Source organism: Spirochaeta isovalerica, assembly GCF_014207565.1.
GTDB lineage: Bacteria > Spirochaetota > Spirochaetia > DSM-2461 > DSM-2461 > Spirochaeta_F > Spirochaeta_F isovalerica.
The window spans coordinates 1,087,170-1,104,487 of sequence record NZ_JACHGJ010000001.1 but is presented as its reverse complement, the minus strand read 5'-3'; the positions used below and the strand labels follow the sequence as shown (position 1 = coordinate 1,104,487).

Annotated in this window: 15 protein-coding genes; 7 read left to right on the top strand and 8 right to left on the bottom strand. The window is 47.6% G+C overall.

The window, feature by feature from the left end; all coding sequences use genetic code 11:
* Positions 1–8: 8 nt before the first annotated feature.
* From HNR50_RS04815 to HNR50_RS04805, 3 genes are read left to right on the top strand one after another with little or no spacing between them, the layout of a single operon-like run.
* A complete protein-coding gene (locus HNR50_RS04815; RefSeq protein WP_184744385.1) occupies positions 9–434 on the top strand; it encodes a 4Fe-4S binding protein in 426 nt (141 codons plus the stop codon).
* Positions 421–2,757, top strand: coding sequence for an aldehyde ferredoxin oxidoreductase C-terminal domain-containing protein (locus HNR50_RS04810; protein ID WP_184744383.1), 2,337 nt, complete (start codon positions 421–423; stop codon positions 2,755–2,757). The genes HNR50_RS04815 and HNR50_RS04810 overlap by 14 nt, the downstream gene beginning before the upstream one ends.
* Positions 2,754–4,403, top strand: a complete 1,650-nt coding sequence (locus HNR50_RS04805; RefSeq protein WP_184744381.1) for an iron-containing alcohol dehydrogenase — start codon at positions 2,754–2,756, stop codon at positions 4,401–4,403. The genes HNR50_RS04810 and HNR50_RS04805 overlap by 4 nt, the downstream gene beginning before the upstream one ends.
* Before the next feature lie 145 nt (positions 4,404–4,548).
* On the opposite strand, the gene deoC is transcribed toward HNR50_RS04805, so the two are convergent.
* A complete protein-coding gene (gene deoC / locus HNR50_RS04800; protein WP_184744379.1) occupies positions 4,549–5,238 on the bottom strand; it encodes a deoxyribose-phosphate aldolase in 690 nt (229 codons plus the stop codon).
* A gap of 35 nt (positions 5,239–5,273) precedes the next feature.
* Positions 5,274–6,044, bottom strand: a complete 771-nt coding sequence (locus HNR50_RS04795; protein WP_184744377.1) for a GntR family transcriptional regulator — start codon at positions 6,042–6,044, stop codon at positions 5,274–5,276.
* Positions 6,045–6,181: 137 nt separating this feature from the next.
* Between HNR50_RS04795 and HNR50_RS22690 the strand changes: the two genes are divergently transcribed.
* Positions 6,182–8,056 carry a methyl-accepting chemotaxis protein gene (locus HNR50_RS22690; RefSeq protein ID WP_184744375.1) on the top strand — a complete coding sequence of 625 codons (1,875 nt, stop codon included), beginning with the start codon at positions 6,182–6,184 and terminating at the stop codon, positions 8,054–8,056.
* 58 nt (positions 8,057–8,114) lie between these two features.
* On the opposite strand, the gene HNR50_RS04785 is transcribed toward HNR50_RS22690, so the two are convergent.
* The 4 genes from HNR50_RS04785 to HNR50_RS04770 all read right to left on the bottom strand — a co-directional run bounded on the left by HNR50_RS04785 (position 8,115) and on the right by HNR50_RS04770 (position 11,362).
* On the bottom strand, positions 8,115–9,077 hold the full coding sequence (locus tag HNR50_RS04785; protein ID WP_184744373.1) for a hypothetical protein: 963 nt from the start codon (positions 9,075–9,077) through the stop codon (positions 8,115–8,117).
* Positions 9,074–9,421, bottom strand: a complete 348-nt coding sequence (locus tag HNR50_RS04780) for a PadR family transcriptional regulator (RefSeq protein ID WP_184744371.1) — start codon at positions 9,419–9,421, stop codon at positions 9,074–9,076. Before HNR50_RS04780 ends, HNR50_RS04785 begins: the two co-directional genes overlap by 4 nt.
* 110 nt (positions 9,422–9,531) lie before the next feature.
* Complete coding sequence (locus tag HNR50_RS04775) at positions 9,532–10,383, bottom strand: MYG1 family protein (protein ID WP_184744369.1); 852 nt, start codon at positions 10,381–10,383, stop codon at positions 9,532–9,534.
* Positions 10,384–10,393: 10 nt separating this feature from the next.
* Entirely contained in the window at positions 10,394–11,362 is a 969-nt protein-coding gene (locus HNR50_RS04770) for an acetylxylan esterase (RefSeq protein ID WP_184744367.1), read from the bottom strand.
* Positions 11,363–11,662: 300 nt separating this feature from the next.
* On the opposite strand from HNR50_RS04770, the gene HNR50_RS04765 reads away from it, so the two are divergent.
* Positions 11,663–12,643, top strand: coding sequence for a hypothetical protein (locus HNR50_RS04765; protein ID WP_184744365.1), 981 nt, complete (start codon positions 11,663–11,665; stop codon positions 12,641–12,643).
* A gap of 33 nt (positions 12,644–12,676) precedes the next feature.
* Here HNR50_RS04765 and bcp read toward each other — a convergent pair whose 3' ends face one another.
* Positions 12,677–13,138, bottom strand: a complete 462-nt coding sequence (gene bcp / locus HNR50_RS04760) for a thioredoxin-dependent thiol peroxidase (protein ID WP_184744363.1) — start codon at positions 13,136–13,138, stop codon at positions 12,677–12,679.
* A gap of 156 nt (positions 13,139–13,294) precedes the next feature.
* On the opposite strand from bcp, the gene zwf reads away from it, so the two are divergent.
* Together zwf and pgl are read left to right on the top strand one after the other, a co-directional pair.
* Positions 13,295–14,803 carry a glucose-6-phosphate dehydrogenase gene (zwf, locus tag HNR50_RS04755; protein ID WP_184744361.1) on the top strand — a complete coding sequence of 503 codons (1,509 nt, stop codon included), beginning with the start codon at positions 13,295–13,297 and terminating at the stop codon, positions 14,801–14,803.
* On the top strand, positions 14,804–15,508 hold the full coding sequence (pgl, locus tag HNR50_RS04750) for a 6-phosphogluconolactonase (RefSeq protein ID WP_184744358.1): 705 nt from the start codon (positions 14,804–14,806) through the stop codon (positions 15,506–15,508).
* On the opposite strand, the gene HNR50_RS04745 is transcribed toward pgl, so the two are convergent.
* The gene (locus HNR50_RS04745) at positions 15,505–17,310 is read right to left on the bottom strand and encodes a methyl-accepting chemotaxis protein (protein WP_221439782.1); all 1,806 of its coding nucleotides are present in this window, start codon (positions 17,308–17,310) and stop codon (positions 15,505–15,507) included. The two genes, pgl and HNR50_RS04745, sit on opposite strands and share 4 nt — an antisense overlap.
* Between the last annotated feature and the right edge of the window lie 8 nt (positions 17,311–17,318).

Genomic DNA, 17,318 nt, shown 5'->3' with positions numbered 1-17,318 from the left:
CGGTAAAGATGTATCACAGAATCGAAGAAAATTGCATAGGCTGCGGCGCTTGCATGCGGGCCTGCCCGGTTGAGGCAATCAGCGGAAACAAGAAGGAGCTGCATAGAATAGACGGGAAGCTCTGCATTGACTGCGGTTCCTGCGGAAGGGTTTGCCCGGCTGCCGCCGTCAGGGGGCCGGATAACAGAATCGTGGCGAGGCTGAAAAAAAGCGAGTGGCTCAAACCCCGAATTCTGGAAGACAAGTGCTTAGCCTGTGAAAACTGCGTCGCTGCCTGTCCGACCGGCGCTCTGATCATGAAAGATGATTCATTGCCTCTGCAGCAGAACTGCGCTGTGCTTTTCTATCATGAAAAGTGCGTTTCCTGTAACTGGTGTTTTAAAAACTGTCAGTTCGATGCTATTTCCATGGAGGTTTTCAGTGAAAACAATTAAAGGCACGTCCAACCGGTACCTCGATATCAATCTTTCCGATTCATCCTGGTCCGTCTATCATGTTTCCGCTGCGGACCTCCGGGATTTTCTGGGGGCCAAAGGTGTGGCTCTTAAAATCTTTCACGATCGCTTTTCCCGGGATAAACTGGCACAAATCGATCCTTTGGGTGCTGATAACCTTCTCATTTTCTCTATGGGTGTCATGCTTTCCACCGGGGCTCCCTGTTCCGGTCGTTTCGAGGTCGTGACCAAATCGCCTCTTACAGGCCTGATGGTCGGCTCGTCCTGCGGGGGGTATTTTGGAGAAGCCTGCAAAACCGCCGGCTGGGACGGAGTCATTATTTCCGGTTCCGCCTCTGAACCGACAGTTATAAAAATTGACAAAGACGGTGTCCTGTTCGAAGAGGCGGGAGAATTGTGGGGACAGGGAACTCATGAAGTCCAGAAAAATCTCAATCTGTCACCGAAAGAAGGGGCGGCTGTCATCGGGCCGGCAGGGGAAAACAAAGTCCTCTATGCCAATATCTGTTCCGGTCACCGATTCGCCGGCCGCGGGGGCGTCGGCGCAGTAATGGGGGCGAAAAACCTCAAGGCCGTCGTCGCAAGAGGCAAGGAGGTTTCCTACGAGCCTGTCCGCCCCGGACTTTTTCAAAAGACCATTGCAAAGTCGAAAAAATATGTCCATCGAAACGGCATGACCGAATCCTACCGGCTCTACGGAACAAATGCCAATGTTCGGTTCGGCATTAAAACGGGATTTTCCCCTGTCAGGAATTTCCGTGACCGATGGCATGAGGATACGGAAAAAACGAGCGGTGAGGCTATGGCTGAAAAATACGGGACCCGGCACTCCGCCTGCCGCCATTGTTCTGTCCTGTGCGGTCACAAAGGCCGTTATCCCGACGGGAAGATGAGACAGATTCCCGAATATGAGACGATCGGAATGTTCGGCAGCAATATAGAGAATTTCGATCCCGATAAAATCGGAGTCTGGAATGAAGAGATGAATGAACTGGGGCTCGATACCATCTCAGCAGGCGGAACAATGGCCTGGGCTATGGAAGCGGCGGAAAAGGGGATCCGGTCATCGCAGCTGCAGTTCGGCAGGCACGATAACATTTCTTCCGTTCTCAAAGACATCGCCTATAGGAAAGGGGAAGGCGCGGAACTGGCCGATGGATCAAAGAAGCTCAGTGAAAAATACGGCGGTACCGACTTCGCCATACATGTAAAAGGTATCGAGGTCGCCGCTTATGACCCCAGGGCCAGCTGGGGACACGGTCTGGGATATGCCGTTCATAACAAGGGCGGATGCCATCTCGGTTCCTATCTGATCTCTCTGGAGCAGCTTATGGGGTATATGCCGCCTCATACCACTATGGGCAAGGCCCATTGGGTTGTTTTTATGGAGGATATGTTTTCCGCGGTTAATTCCCTTCAGGTTTGTCTCTTTTCAGTTTTCGGTATCATGACAGAACCTGTTATTCCCAAGTATCTTCCGAAGTTCGTACTCAATATCGCCACTATCGCCATGCCCAAAGTGGCTATGATGCTTATGGACTGGAGCATACTCAGTGAATATTTCACCTCGGTTACGGGTATAAAACTCAGCAAATGGGGTTTTGTCAAAGCCGGGGAAAGGATCAACAAGCTCGAGCGGTGGCTGAATGTGCAGATGGGCATGACACCCGATCAGGATACACTTCCCGACCGGTTTACGAAAGAGAAAGAGACAGCCTATAAAGGGAAAAACACAGTCGTTCCCCTTGATAGAATGATCCGCCGGTATTACCGGTTGCGGCGCTATAACGACACGGCCGGCCCGGAAGACAAAGTTATAGATAAGATGATGGCAAGAGAAAACAGATCCAGAACAGTCAGTCCCTACAGGTCTCCCGTCAAGCTGATTTACTGCGGTACGGTGATGGCTGTCCTCGGCTGGTTTATACCGGCGGTAGCCTGTCGTAAAGCTTCGGTCCGGGATGAGGTGAAAGCCCTGCCCGAAGATTTCAAACTGCGTTTTGCTATATGGCCTTCCGGTCCTTCTCTTTCTCTGAAGAGAGAGGGAGACAGATTGAAGAAAGTTTCGCTGAGGGAAGAACAGGCGGATATGACTGTTTATTTGAAAAGTCTGGAAGCGGCGTGGCTCCTCCTTACTTTTCAGGAGAGCACCTGCGACAGCGAAGCCAGAGGCAGATTGATGGTCAAAGGGGATCTGCCCCACACATGCACTTTTATCCGGCTTATGGATAAAGTGGAAATTCTGCTCCTTCCCCGTTTCCTGGCGAAGAGAGCTGTCAAAAAATGGGAGCCTGTCAGATGATAAGAGAATTTAAAGCAGCGGGAACAGTTTTATGGGGCAAAGCCATGGCCGCCCAGCTGGTTGTCGAGATGGAACAGCAGCATGTTAAAAGGCCTGTTATTATCACGGAAAAACATAACCTGAGAAAGGCTGAAAAAGCGGGGAAACTGCTAACAGCAGGGTATTATCATTCCATAGATCTTCTCCTGGTGGATGAAAACCACGATTCTTATGATTTTCTTATTCTGGCGGGTGGCAGGAGCCTTACGGACCTTTTCCGCGATGATCCGAGGCAGAAAGCCCATTTTCCCCTGAGCGCAGACCAAATCAATGAAGTCAGCGGTCCCCATAGCCAGTTCCTGGTCGTAGACAGGGCTCTTGTGGGGGGAAGGAAACCGGCTCCGGGATTTTTCAGGAAATATGCCGAATCGCTGACCGGCGGTCTTATTATCGATTCAGGAATGGAGGAGATTCCCTCTTCCTTTACCTATCACAACAAAACAGCCGTCTCTCTGGGAGATTCGTCTCTGGAAAAATTACCCCGGCTGTTATCGGAGCGGGGGATTCGCAAACCTCTGCTTCTGACAGACCGGGGGATCGTGTCCGTGGGGCTTCTCGATTTTGTTACGGCTCAGCTGGAAGGTCGGCCCTATGCCCTCTTTTCTGAAATCCCCCCCGATTCCCGCATCGACATAGTCAACAGCCTGGCCGAACTCTATGAAAAGGAAAGTTGTGACGGAATCATAGCTTTCGGCGGAGGTTCTGTTCTCGACACGGGTAAAGGTGTCTGGCTGAATGTCTCAATGGGTGTGAAAGATCTCAACAGTCTTATCGGTTCGGGATTTATCCCAACACTATCCATCCCCTTAATCGCCATACCTACAACTTCGGGAACCGGTTCTGAAGTGACTAAAGTAGCTGTTATATCCGACCCCGAGAAGGGGAGAAAAATGCTTTTCAATTCCGATAATCTGCAGCCTGATCACGCCATTCTCGACAGTCGATTAACGGCTTCTCTTCCACCGTTTTTAACCTCGATTACCGGTATGGACGCCATGACACATGCTGTCGAGGCGTTCACCTGCATAGCAAAGAATCCCTTGAGCGATCATCTGGCCTGGACTGCAATATGCCTGATCCGGGATCATCTGACCGGAGCCGTCGAGGATCCGGGAAACCTGGAACACCGCAGAGCTCTGGCCGCTGCTTCCAATATGGCCGGGTCGGCTTTTTCCAATTCCATGGTAGGGCTTGTTCATACTATAGGCCACTCAGTCGGGGCCCTCTGTCATGCGCCTCACGGCAGCTGTATGTCTGTGCTTTTGCCCCCTGTTCTGCGCTATAACAAAGACACAATCGAACCTCGGCTATCCCGTCTTCTGGAAGCGGTCGCGGGAAAAACTGTTTATGATCAGACTCCAGCGGAAAAAAGGGCCGACAGAACCATTGAAGAGCTGCATGGAATGAATCTCAAGCTGAAAGAGCTTACCGGGGGTCGCCATCCATCATCTCTTAAAGATATAAAAAACAGGGAAGGGGAGCCGCTGATCCGGGAAGAGGATTTCAATATGATTGCCGAAACCGCCCTGGGAGACGGTTCCATTATCTACAACCCTGTTGAAGCCCGCAAAACCGATATTCTCGCCATTTTAAAGGAGGCTTATTAAGTCCTGAAGGTATACGCCCGGAATTTACCACCAGGGGCAATGCCTTTCATGAAAGGGCGGTAGAGAATTCCCTACCCCCATAGGCTGAACAGTAAGAAATAAAAAAAGCTGCAATGCGGAGAGGCACTGCAGCTTTTGTTTACGATCAGTAGTTGCCGTCAACCGGAGCACCGGTCATAACGGCGATGCTCGACCCGATTCCGAGCCGGCTGGCTCCGGCTTCAAGCATGGCAAGTGCTGTTTCAAAATCCCGTATTCCGCCGCTGGCTTTAACAAGAACTTTATCGCTGACGGTTTTCCGCATCAGTTTGACATCTTCCACTGTGGCGCCGCCTCCGCCGAATCCCGTGCTGGTTTTGACAAAATCAGCTCCGGCTTTTTCAGACAGTTCGCAGGCTTTGATTTTCTCGTCGTCGGTGAGCATGGACGTCTCAATTATGACTTTGAGGATTGTTTTGCCCGAAGCCGCCTCGCGGACCGCCCGTATATCCTTTTCCACAAAATCATAATCCCCTGATTTCAGTGCGCCTATATTGATGACCATATCGATCTCATCGGCACCGTTCTTTACAGCTTCAGCCGTTTCAAAAGCTTTTGATTCGGAAGTCATGGCTCCAAGGGGGAAACCGACAACTGAACAAATGAGAGTTTTTTCATCTTTCAATTTTTCTGCCACATATTTGACACGGCTTGAATTGACGCAAACCGAGTAGAAACCGTATTTAACCGCTTCATCACACAGTTGGTCGAATTGAGCTGTCAGGGCATCGGGTTTTAATTGGGTGTGGTCTATGGCTCCTGCAACTCTTGCTGCATCGCTGTTTTCTTTATACATAGTTATTTTATCCTCCATTATGGTTGTCTTTCATTTTAATTATCGCCTACAAAGACGCTTTTTGCTGTGTGGGCGGCGTTCATCGATTCAACGCGGAACCGGAACACATAATCTCCGCCGTTGAAAAGGGTCCTTTCGTACCACAGGGGGGTGTTGCCATCGGCAAAGCCTGTCGATTCTCTGAGCATGACAGCTTCTCCCTCATTCATCTGAAGAAGCGCAGCTTCCTCATTCCCCGCCAGAACAGCGCTCAGTGTCTGATCGGCTCCGGCCAGAGTCAGATTGTACTTATCAATCCACATGGAAATAATCGATCCCGATACATCACTTTTTTTTAATCCGGGGCACAGTTTTGCAGAAACATAGCGTTCCTCAAGTATGGATGGTCTTTCATTGAGAAGCCGCAGCCGCTGCATAAAGTAGAAGTCGCTCTTCGGCTCACCGCCAAGAGCCGCAAGAACGGTATCATCGAGATCTCTGCCTTTTACTTTTCTGAACTGAAGAACTTTTGTTTGCGCCTTTGCCCCCATGGCCTCGGCCATTTTGGTAAAGCTGATAAGCGAATGAAGATCATACTGGCTGTGCTTTGTCTTGATAAAACTGCCCAGGCCTTTGCGGAATTCAAGGAGACCTTCGCTTATCAGAGCTGTCATGGCTTTGTTAACGGTATTCCGGCTGACTTCATAGCGGGAACTGATTTCGCCTTCCGTCAGGAATTTGTCTCCCGATTTATACTGATCGCTTTGAATCATTTCTCTCAGTATGCCTGTTAACTGCTGATACATGGGCTCTTTAACTATCTTCATCTCTGCTCCCGGAGGTTGTTTGCATGGTGGTTGATGGGTGGACCGGCCACTAGGGTTATTATACTTCCAAATTTTGTGAAGTCAAGAGTTATGACAAGCTATCCGATTAATATATTATATATTAAATGGAGCACCCCGTGTCATACAAAATAAAGTACAGAATTATCATTACTATTCCGGTTTTTCTCTCATCTGCTCTCATCTTTGCCCTCTATACTCAGAATTTCAGTTCATCCGCAGCATCTTTCGCTGTTTTTCTGGGCGTGGGGGGAATTATAGAAATTCTGTTTCTCAATCTGCTTCTGACAAAATTTTCCAGTTATTTTACGAAGGAGAGAATGCTGCTCCAGCCCGAAGGGGAGGATCTTTCCGGCTATTTTGACAAGCTCGGAAAAACTCCCCTCATCACTCTGGCCGCTTCTCTTTTTGCCGCCCTTATGTACATAGCGGCTCTGGGAACATATCTCCATTTCAGACTCGGATTTGATTACGGGCATATTTTCGTCTTTTCCGGTCTGGTCCTGTCTATCATAATGCTCAGTGCCAGCTTCGCCTATGTCATACTGGATAAGCAGGTCATTTCTTTCCTCTATGAACAGAATGTACACTTTTACCCTCTGGAATTGATTTCACAGAGACAGAAAAGCAAAAATATAATAATTCCGGTATTTATGTCTCTCATGTCCCTGATCTTCGCCTCATCCATAATATTCCTGGAGCTTATCAACAGCAGCTTCGAAAGCCGTGATACTCTGAGCATAGTGATAAAAGCTCTGGGCTCATCCATTCCTTTTTTCGTTGTTTTTATCCTTATCGAGCTGCCTCTGGTCCTGCTCTGGGCCAAGGGGACTTCCCAGCTGTACGGGCAGATCAATGCCAGACTGGAGGAAATGATCTCCGGCGAAAAAGATCTCACCAAGAGGATCAATATCAGCTCTGTCGATGAGATGGCTACCCTGAGCAACAGAATCAATATTTTCAGCGATATAATCAGGGACCATATGGTCGAAACCGGGGCGATGTTCGAGCAGTTCGATTTGAACCAGAGCAACCTCTCGAACAACATTTCAATGTCTTCGGAAAGCGTCAGGGAGATCGCCGATCATATCAGCATTCTGACGGAAAATGCCGAGAGGGAATACGCTATGGTCAAGGATTCCCTGGAAACGGGAAAATCCCTCATAGATGACTTAAAAACACTGGTTGATAACGTCGATTCCCAATCCAGAAGCGTCAGCGAGTCTTCCGCCGCAGTCGAAGAGATGATAGCCTCCATCAGTGAAGTTTCCCGTAGGACGGCCAATGTCAAAGAAAAAATCAACGATCTCTCGGAAATTTTTTCCAGAGGAGAGGAGAGAGTTAACAAAACCGTGGAATCCGTCTCCACTGTCGTGACCTATTCCAAAAGCCTTCTTGAAATAAACAATCTCATTTCAGGTATTGCCGCCCAGACGAATCTTCTCGCCATGAATGCCGCCATAGAAGCTGCCCATGCCGGTGATGCGGGACGGGGATTTTCCGTCGTCGCCGATGAAATCAGAAAACTGGCGGAAAATACGGCAACCCACACCAAGACAAGCAGTGAAAATCTGAAACAGATAATAAAGGAGATCGATACGTCTCTGAAGGTTGCCGAGGAAACCGGTACCATTTTCCGGGAAATGAAAGTGGACTTATCCCAGATCGATGATGAGAGCCTTTCCATATCGGAAACGATGATTGAACACGACCGGGCGAATAAACTTGTTCTGGAACAGCTTTCCTCAACCAATGTCATTGCGGACAAGCTCAATCAGGGGGCCGGCTATATTTCCGAAAAAGGGAAGAGCATGCTTGATGCTCTGATTTCTCTGGAAGAGTACTCGGCACAGTCCTTTGAACATTGCACGGGGGTTAACAATAGAAACAATATAATAAGGCAGCATATTGAAGAGCTTGTAACCCTCTCCTCCGAGACAGATGAAATAAAACGTAAGACCATGTTGCTGGTCAATTCGTTCCGGGTCAAATAAAAAAAGACTGTTGCCGTTTATGAAAGGCAACAGTCTGTATATTATGCGTTTTCAGTAATCAGCCTTCGGCTTTTTTCAGCAGTTCTTTGACTCCTTTAACAATCAGCTCCGCACTGGATATAATCAGAATCAGAAGAAAGATAGCTTTAAAACCCAGAATGGAAGGCATCGATGCGGCGGGGTTGGACTGAAAAAGGCTCTTATCCGATACCATCAGAAGAAATATGATTATTCCCGACAGATCAATGGCATAACTGAAAAACTTCAAGGGCTTGGTTATCATCGCCGTTTTCAGAATCATGACATGATAAATCAGATCGCCGATCCAGACCAGGCTCATAAAAATGGCATAGATTGTAAATCTGTCTATTTCAATTCTGTTCCCCAGAATCAGCCCGGACTGTTCAAAGGAATTTTCGGCAAAAGTCAGCAGTCCCGGAAAGAGATTTACTATAGCCAGAAGAATCAACAGAAAGAAAATGCTGAAAAAGCTTTCAATCTTTGATTCGGCTTCCTCTCCCAGCGGAATACCTTTCAAGTCCTTTGGCGTCCAGTCTTCCTCCAGATCCACTTTGCTCTCCCGGAGAAACCGGCTGATGATGATAAACACAATCGTCATCATGCCGATGCCGCTCAGCGAGGCGTTCCAGGTACTCAGAACAAGCTGACCGATTTCCATGAGAATCCCTATGCCTGCCAGGTCTTTTGTAAAGAGATTGATAAAGAAAATGGTCGTAAAAGCCACGGCCATAGCGAAGATTATGATCCAGAAAATAAGATAGTAAATATCTGTAAACCCAGTAGCGATAACAAGACGATCACCGGAATATCTCCGGGCTACCTTTGAAGGTGAACCGAAATCGCTTATGGCGGATTTTACCTCTTCCTCCGAGGGATCGGAACCGAATTTCGCTTCGATTTCATCGAGAAGGAGCGATCGGAGCTCCTCTTTCACATCTTTTCTTCCTTTCAGCGGAAGTTTCTGTCCAATAGCGTAAATGTATTGTTCTATGATTTTCATTCTCCATCCTCCCTGGACAACATTGATTCAATAACAGCATTCGTCCGCTGCCATTCTTTCAGCAGCGAATCCCGTACATCTTTTCCCGATTCGCTTATCCTGTAGTACTTCCGCGGTCTGTTTTCGCTGGTGTCCCAGATACTTTCCAGCAGATTCTGTTTTTCCAGGCGGCGCAGTAAAGGGTAGAGCGTGTTCTGTTCAATTTCCACGCCTTTTTCCTTGAGATTCTGAACCAGCGAATAGCCGTAACAGGACTCTTCCGTATTGAGAAGAACCGTAAGCACGAGAGTTCCCCGTTTCAGTTCCTGAAGCAGGTTATCTATGATTTTTTCATTTTCACTCATGCTGACCTCCTGAATATAATATAATGTGTGATGCACAGTAATGTCAATAAAAAAATAACCGACTCTGCACATTGATGAAAGAATCGGTCTTTTATATGAGAAAAAATCCTCTATCCGGTTACTGAATCGGAAAGGAGGCGCATCCACTCTACTTCATCTTCCGGTTTGAATTTCAGCAGGAAACCACCGGTATGGCAGAATAGAGTCTGCGAGGGGCGGCACCTGGTAAAATCCAGGAGATTGTGACCGTAATTTGTCCTGTAGAGAGTCCTGGCTCCGGGCACTTTCTCATCGAAAGAGAGAGTCGCCCCTATCTCCTTCTCATCTACGAGCCGGCTGATTTCAGAGCGGAGCGGTGCCGTCAGTTCAGAGGGCGGCATGGTGAGATAAATAAGAACTTTTATACCCGAAACCGTAACAATTTCCATGTTACCCGGTTCCTTTCTCCAGAGCGAAGCCACCTGTTTTGCCTGTTCAAAGGCAATTTTATCCTCAAGTCCCGCAAGCATGAGCTTCAGGACCATCATGGGATTGTCCTCGAAAGTCCGGATCAGTATATTGTGGCTGAAGGAAAAATAATCGCGGCTTTCGCTGACCAGATGAAAATCATCCAGACTCATGGCTCCTTTGGTATCCACTTTCGAAACCAGTTCCACATACTGGTGCAGCTCTGTTCCCTCAAGGTGCTTGAAATAGCGCTTGAATATGAGAAGAGCGGAGCAATCGAGGTCCCTGTTCTGATGATGATCGAATAATCGTCTTTCGGGATCGAACTCCATTCCGCAGTCTATATACCATAAATCGGGGGGCAGCGAACCTTCGGCGACCTGCCTTTCCGCATCGGAGGAGTTCATCCGGATAATTTCTTCCGGTTCCTCTCCCATATAAAGAGCCAGCAATGCGGCACCCAGTACCTCATCCATATGGGCTTTTCCATCGTGCACAACTATTTTATAGGCCATAATCTATCCTTTAACCGGCCAGCGTTTCCAACATGAAAGTAAAGATTCTATCTTCCATACCCGGTAGATTTTCATGGCCGTAGTCATGGTAAATCAGACAGCTCTTTTCCGCTTCAATGCGATTATAGGCGGCGAACTGGGTAGAAGGGGGGCATATATTATCCATAATCGTTATACCCATAAGAACCTTCCCCTTTATCCGGCCGGCCAGGTTTTTCACATCAATATAACCCAATGTATGAAAAATATCATCTTCCCGTTCATGATGGGGATCATAGGCGCGGAAATAGGCTCTCAATTCCCCGTAGGCATCGAGGTCGAGATCCATATCCCAGACTCTTTTATAATCACTGAGAAAAGGATATACGGGAGCGGCGCATTTTATCCGCGGCTCCAGTGCGGCGCAGGCGAGAGTCAACCCGCCTCCCTGTGACGCCCCTGTTACGCCTATCCGCTTTTCATCGACTTCTTCAAAACTCATGATTATGCGGGCTAGCTGAACCGTATCGAGAAAATGTGTCCGGTACATGAGCTTGTCCGGTCCGTCTTCCAGACCCCGGATTATATGGCCTTCCAGCGTGGGGCCGGACACTTCGATTTTGTCCCGCGACTTTCCGCCCTGGCCGCGGCAGTCCATGGAGGCAACGGAAAAACCGGCGGCGGCGTATTTCAGTTTTCCCGACCAGTCTCCGCTGTTCATATGATATCCGTGAAATTCGATAACAGCCGGATGGGGATCTGACTGATTCAGGGGTTTGACATATTTGGCATAGACTCTTACGCCGTCCACTCCGGTAAAGTACAAGTCGAAACACTCCGCAAAAGGCGCCTGGAAAGCGGATTTCTGCAGGTTGACATTCCAGGGGAACAAATCCAGTTCCTCCAGCGCTTTATCCCAGTATTCATCGAGATTATCGGGACAGGGATTGACTCCCCTATATTGTTTCAGTTCCTCAAACGGGAAATCCAGTTGTGCCATCAGTTCCTCCTGTTCAGTTTTAAATATAGTTGAATTGATGACAATTGGAAAGCACAGGGTATTAGTTCTGCTCTGACTGAGGACTAGTGAAAAATACACCTGTAGTAGTATTCGGTTTCACTCTTCGTAATGGTACTATTTGAACAGGATAATTCTTTATTTAATAAGGATTTAAAATTCTCATTGTGTAACATGATTGAAAGCTTGAAGGGAGTTGAGTTGATGAAAAAAATCCTGGTTCCGGCGGTCATTGCCGCAATTGTTTTAGTTTTATTCCTGGCCGGTTGAGATGACGGTCTGGTGACACCTGACGGTAGCACCGGCGGAGATTCGGCTGTTATCCCCGTCATACCCGATGAGTTCAGTGAAATGAAGGCTTATTCCTATTCGGGAGCTGATCTCCGGCAGGACAGTCTGGACTTTTTTGAACCTCTGATCCGTGGATTGGAAATCGTTTATACTAAAATGGGAAAACTGTCCGTTTTAAGCACAGATGAGGAAATCTCCGAACTGAAAAGCTTTGTTGATCTCATTCAGGGAAGAGAGAGCGAATATGATTACGGAACTGCCCGGTTTGTTAAAATCGATCCGTTGACTTATACGGGCAGCGTCGTTATCGGTTTTGATGAAGCTTTCGGCGGGACTGAATTCACAGGAGATCTTTTTGCGACTTTAAACCATGAAAATCTGATTGTGGTAGATCAGGATACCTATGAGCCTGTGTTTGATTATATCCTTAATAGTAACGAGGAGAAAATTCTCCAATTTCAAAACGCCAGCATTTCAGCAAGTGCCGGTTTGTCGGATGTTGATGTAAAAGTCCTTGGTGCAACCGGATCCGATGGGATTCGGCTGGAGTATTTCCGGTTACTGGCAGATGTCTCACTCTCAGCATCAGGTGATGATTTAACAACTATGGGTTTGCCTGTAGAGCTTACGGGAGACGATCTTAATGATTCTCTGGAATTCCTTGACGGCTCTTTCAGTTTTGATGCAGCAATTACTCTTAAAATGGCTATGGTTTACTCTTCGGGGAATCCTGATATGCCGGGCTGTAAAGTCGTTGCTACAATCGATCTCGACGATGATGTTTCAGATATATCTTTAAATGGACTGGACGTTTTTGACGAGGATCAGCTGTTCAATAAACTGGATGATATTTTGATCGGATTGTCCTTTCCCACCATAACTTTGGATTTCTTCGATTCTGACAACAACTTTCTGTTCAGGGAAACTGTACCTGTTATTAATGGGATCGAGTCTTGTTTGTTTTATCTGTGAAAAAGAGGGGCGGATAGTACCGACCCCTCTTTATTATTGAAGAATTTCCATGACCTTCGGCACAGTGTCTTTCGGACTTACCTTGTACCAGGTCTCCTGTATATTCCCGTCCTCATCGATCAGAAAGGAAGAGCGGATAATGCCCATGGACACTTTCCCGTACATTTTCTTTTCGCCCCAGACGCCGAAATCTTCCGCCGCAGTTTTTTCAACATCGCAGAGCAGGGGAAACTTCAGGTCGTATTTGTCGGCAAATTTTTTCTGCTTGTCCGGTGTGTCGGGGCTTATTCCCAGTACTTTGACTTTCAAATCGGAAAAATCGGGCAGCGCCTCCTGCACATTGCAGGACTGGGTGGTACAGCCCGGCGTATTCGCCCGGGGATAGAAATAGAGGAACACTTTTTCCCCTTTGAAATCAGACAGGCTTACATAGTTTCCGTCCTGATCGAGTAATTTAAAATCAGGTGCTTTTTCATTTTTTGACAGTTTACCCATTGTCTTCCTCTTTTATTACAATATAAATCTTTTAAGCTGTAGCTGTTCATTTTTTTAACTCTATATAGTAATAATTACTAATAAGAATTAAGATTGTCAACAAAACAATTGTACCTTTATCAATCTTTGATTAGTTTTAAGGGACAGGAGCACAACATGAACAGCGACAACTGCATAATCGTTATATTCGGGGCATCGGGAGATCTGACCAAAAGAAAACTGGTGCCCGCCGTTTATGACCTGAAGAAACGGGGGCATCTGCCTGACAGATTCGCTATACTGGGAATCGGAAGGACAGAGTACAGCGAAGAGTCTTTCAGAGAAAAGCTGCAGGCTGATATGGAAATGGAAGGCGATGAAGCGAATTCCTCTTTTTTCCAGGATATCTATTATCAGTCGCTCAATACTTCTTCGCCCGATGATTATGTGAAGCTTAAAGACAAACTCACCGGTCTGGATAAGCAGCTCGGGACAGAGGGGAATTATATATTCTATCTGGCCACTCCGCCCCGTCTCTATTCTCTTATTCCCGGATTTCTGAGCGAACAGGGGTTGAACAGCGAAGAACGTGGATGGAAACGTCTCATAGTGGAAAAGCCCTTCGGGACCGATCTTCAGTCCGCCAGAGAATTGAACCGGGAGATCCTCAAGTATTTCAATGAGAGCCAGCTGTACAGAATAGACCACTATCTGGGAAAAGAGACAGTTCAGAACATATTGGTCACCCGTTTCGGCAACGGATTTTTTGAACCTCTTTGGAACCGCAATTTCATAGACCATGTCGAAATAACCGCAGCGGAAAGCCTGGGCGTGGAAAAGCGGGGGGGATACTACGACAGTTCCGGAGCTCTGAAGGATATGGTGCAGAACCACCTGCTGCAGCTTACGGCCATGGTCGCCATGGAACCGCCGGCGTCTTTCGAGTCCGATGCGATCAGGAACGAAACTCTGAAAGTTTTTCAGTCCTTAAAACCCCTCAACCGCGATGAGCTGGATAATTGTTTCATTCGCGGGCAATACACAGCATCGACAATTAAAGGGGAAAAGGTCAAAGGATACAGGGAAGAGGAAGGTGTCGACCCCGAATCGAGAACCGAAACTTTTACGGCTTTGAAGTTTTATATTGAAAACTGGCGATGGGGTGGCGTTCCCTTCTACATCAGAACAGGAAAAAGACTGCCTACCCGTGTTTCTGAAATCGTTATCCATTTCAAATCGACTCCCCATAAATTGTTCAAAAAGGCATTCGGCACCCAGGATAATTTTAATAAACTCATTATCAGGATTCAGCCCGATGAAGGCATACTCCTCAAGTTCGGTATGAAAATGCCCGGAGCCGGTTTCGATGTGAAAGAAGCCAATATGAGCTTCCGTTATTCCGAATTGTCCAGCGTGGAAATGGCCTCCGCTTACGAGAGACTGCTGCTCGATTGCATGCATGGCGATTCCACTCTCTATGCCAGAGGTGACGCCGTCGAAGCCTGCTGGGAGTTTATTCAGCCTCTTCTCGATTATGAGAATTCCGATGATCCTCCTAAAATCTATGGTTATCCCGCGGGAAGCTGGGGACCCGATTGCGCCGATGATCTTATAGAAGGAGAGGGCGTGACCTGGCGTTATCCCTGTAAAAATCTGGCCAGCGACGGCATGTTCTGTGAGTTGTAAATGATGAAAAAGAATGTTTTTGATAGTAAAATAAAGGCGGCGGAAGCTCTCGCTGAATACGCCGCTGGAGAAATCGCCCGAAAATCCGGTTATTTCAATCTGGCTGTTTCGGGAGGCAGCACGCCTGCCGGTTTTTTTTCCCTATTGGCATCCAAGTATCAGAAGGTCGTCAACTGGAGCAAAGTCCGGCTTTTCTGGGTCGATGAAAGATGCGTCTCTCCTGATCATGAGGAGAGCAACTACCGGATGACATCCGAGACACTTCTCGATCATATCCCTCTTCCTGCAGAAAATGTATTCAGAATGAGAGGGGAAGAGGATCCGGAAGAAGAAGCACGGCGCTATGGAAATACATTAAAAGAGTTAGTTCCTTCCGGGGAGGGGATACCTGTTTTTGATATGATTCTTCTTGGAATGGGGGATGACGGCCATACCGCATCGATATTTCCCGATCAGATAAGTCTGATGAATTCCTCCGAAATCTGTCAAACCGCTGTACATCCGGTTTCCGGACAAAGACGGATAACGATTACCGGACCGGTTATAAACAAAGGAAAAAAAGTCGTGTTCCTTGTCACCGGCGATGGAAAAAGGGCCATGATGGAAAAAATATTCCGTCATGACCCTGTCTATCCCGCATCTCTGGTTCAGCCAAAGAGCGGAGAGCTCTTGTTTTATCTCGATAAAGGGGCCGACCCCTCTTAGGATAACCGGAAATATTCAATAGTTTCTTTCAGCTGTTCGGCCTGTCCGGCCAGCTCCTGCGAGGTCGCGGCCAGCTCTTCCGAGAAAGAAGCATTGCTCTGAATGATTTTATCCAGTTGGTGAATGGCCGTGGTTATCTGATCGACGCCGCTTTGCTGTTCATTGCTGGCCGCGCTTATTTCTTCCACCAGTTCTGCGGTTCGTTCAATACCGGGAACCAGGTTGTCCAGTTTTTCGCCCGATCCCTTGGAAAGTTCCACAGTCCGGCCGGCCAGTTCTGTTATCTCTCCCGCCGCTTTCTGGCTCTGCTCAGCCAGTTTTCGCACTTCCGTCGCTACCACGGCAAAGCCCTTTCCATGTTCTCCGGCTCTGGCAGCTTCAATGGCTGCGTTTAAAGCCAGAAGATTGGTGCTTCTCGATATTTCTTCGATAATGCCGATTTTATTGGCGATCAGCATCATTGCTTCAACTGCTTCTTTTACGGTTGTTCCGCTTTCCTGTGCATCTTTCGCCGCTTTCATGGCGATTTTTTCTGTCTGGCTGGAGTTATCGGCATTCTGACTGATATTGGCGCTCATTTCCTCCATGGAGCTGGACACTTCTTCGGCGCTGGCCGCCTGCTCCGTGGCTCCGCTGGAGAGCTGCTGGCTCGAATCGCTTACCTGCATACTTCCTATGGCTATTTTATTGGAAGCATCAAAGACTTCCTTTACGACTTCGCGCATTTTCGAAGCCATATTTTCCAGAGAACGGGCCAAGTCTCCCGTTTCGTCTTTTTTCGCAATAAGTGCGGGGTCGATCGTGATGGTTAAATCTCCTGCGGCTATCTCTTCAAGATAATGGCTGGCTTTGCCCAGAGGAGCCACTATCCTGGCTACAAGAATCATCATTATGACCATCAAAATAACGAGCGAAGCTAAAGATGTAATAATCAGGGCAACCAGAATCGGTCCCAGACGGTCTCTATAGGAATTGGCCGGAACAGCCGATACAATGATTCCTTCAGGGGTCTTTTCGAAACTGGAGAATATATTCTTTCCTTCATCTTCATATATCAAGCTCCCCGTTCCCTTGGTCAGAATAGCCTGTCCGTAATCTGTTGATCCAAGATCTGCGCCGATTTTTTCCGCATCGGAATGAGCTGTGATCGTCCCGGTTTGCGGATCAATGATATAGGCGAAACCACCGGACTTATAAAGGTAATTTTCGATGATATAACCGGGACTGCTGGTTTCGAGCAATTGCTGCAGCTCTTCCGGTTTTACACCGATCTGCACCAGCCCGTTCGGCTCTTTCAGGGGAACCCCGATATACTGAAACAGCACACCGTCGACCGCGCGATAGGAAGGATCCTGAGCCAGTTCGAATGATTTATCATCAAGCATTTTCAGAAACGGCGCTGTCTGATCATTGGTCGAGAAGTCAAAGCCGAAGAAACCCGGGACGGATCCCGCGTAGAGAACGCCTTTATTGTCAACGATATGGATCTCATCGACACCTACACGGGCGGCAAGGGAAATCATGGCATCCGTATCGGTCAGGGAGGGCTTTTCGTCGACCAGAGCAGCCAGGCTCCGGGCAATGCGTAGAAAGTTTTTATTAAGCGATCTTTTTAGGGTTTCGCTGTCTTTTTCTCCCCCTGTAATCAGATTATTGATGTCGTCCAGAGTTCCTTTAGTGGTTATCTCCATTACATTATCGATTTCTCTGGAAATATTGCTGTAGCCGATAAAGGAAACAGCAGATGCGGCAAGTATGAGCATTAATGCTGTCGGTATAAGTATTTTAAATGATATTTTCATTTCCAATC

Bases quoted from the DNA above. Each gene is read 5' to 3' on its own strand.
- deoC (WP_184744379.1), bottom strand. From the start codon at position 5,238: ATGTATAAAGAAAACAGCGATGCAGCAAGAGTTGCAGGAGCCATAGAC.
- HNR50_RS04745 (WP_221439782.1), bottom strand. From the start codon at position 17,310: ATGAAAATATCATTTAAAATACTTATACCGACAGCATTAATGCTCATA.
- HNR50_RS04785 (WP_184744373.1), bottom strand. From the start codon at position 9,077: ATGAAAATCATAGAACAATACATTTACGCTATTGGACAGAAACTTCCG.
- HNR50_RS04795 (WP_184744377.1), bottom strand. From the start codon at position 6,044: ATGAAGATAGTTAAAGAGCCCATGTATCAGCAGTTAACAGGCATACTG.
- pgl (WP_184744358.1), top strand. From the start codon at position 14,804: ATGATGAAAAAGAATGTTTTTGATAGTAAAATAAAGGCGGCGGAAGCT.
- zwf (WP_184744361.1), top strand. From the start codon at position 13,295: ATGAACAGCGACAACTGCATAATCGTTATATTCGGGGCATCGGGAGAT.
- HNR50_RS04815 (WP_184744385.1), top strand. From the start codon at position 9: ATGTATCACAGAATCGAAGAAAATTGCATAGGCTGCGGCGCTTGCATG.
- HNR50_RS04770 (WP_184744367.1), bottom strand. From the start codon at position 11,362: ATGGCACAACTGGATTTCCCGTTTGAGGAACTGAAACAATATAGGGGA.
- HNR50_RS04775 (WP_184744369.1), bottom strand. From the start codon at position 10,383: ATGGCCTATAAAATAGTTGTGCACGATGGAAAAGCCCATATGGATGAG.
- HNR50_RS04780 (WP_184744371.1), bottom strand. From the start codon at position 9,421: ATGAGTGAAAATGAAAAAATCATAGATAACCTGCTTCAGGAACTGAAA.
- bcp (WP_184744363.1), bottom strand. From the start codon at position 13,138: ATGGGTAAACTGTCAAAAAATGAAAAAGCACCTGATTTTAAATTACTC.
- HNR50_RS04805 (WP_184744381.1), top strand. From the start codon at position 2,754: ATGATAAGAGAATTTAAAGCAGCGGGAACAGTTTTATGGGGCAAAGCC.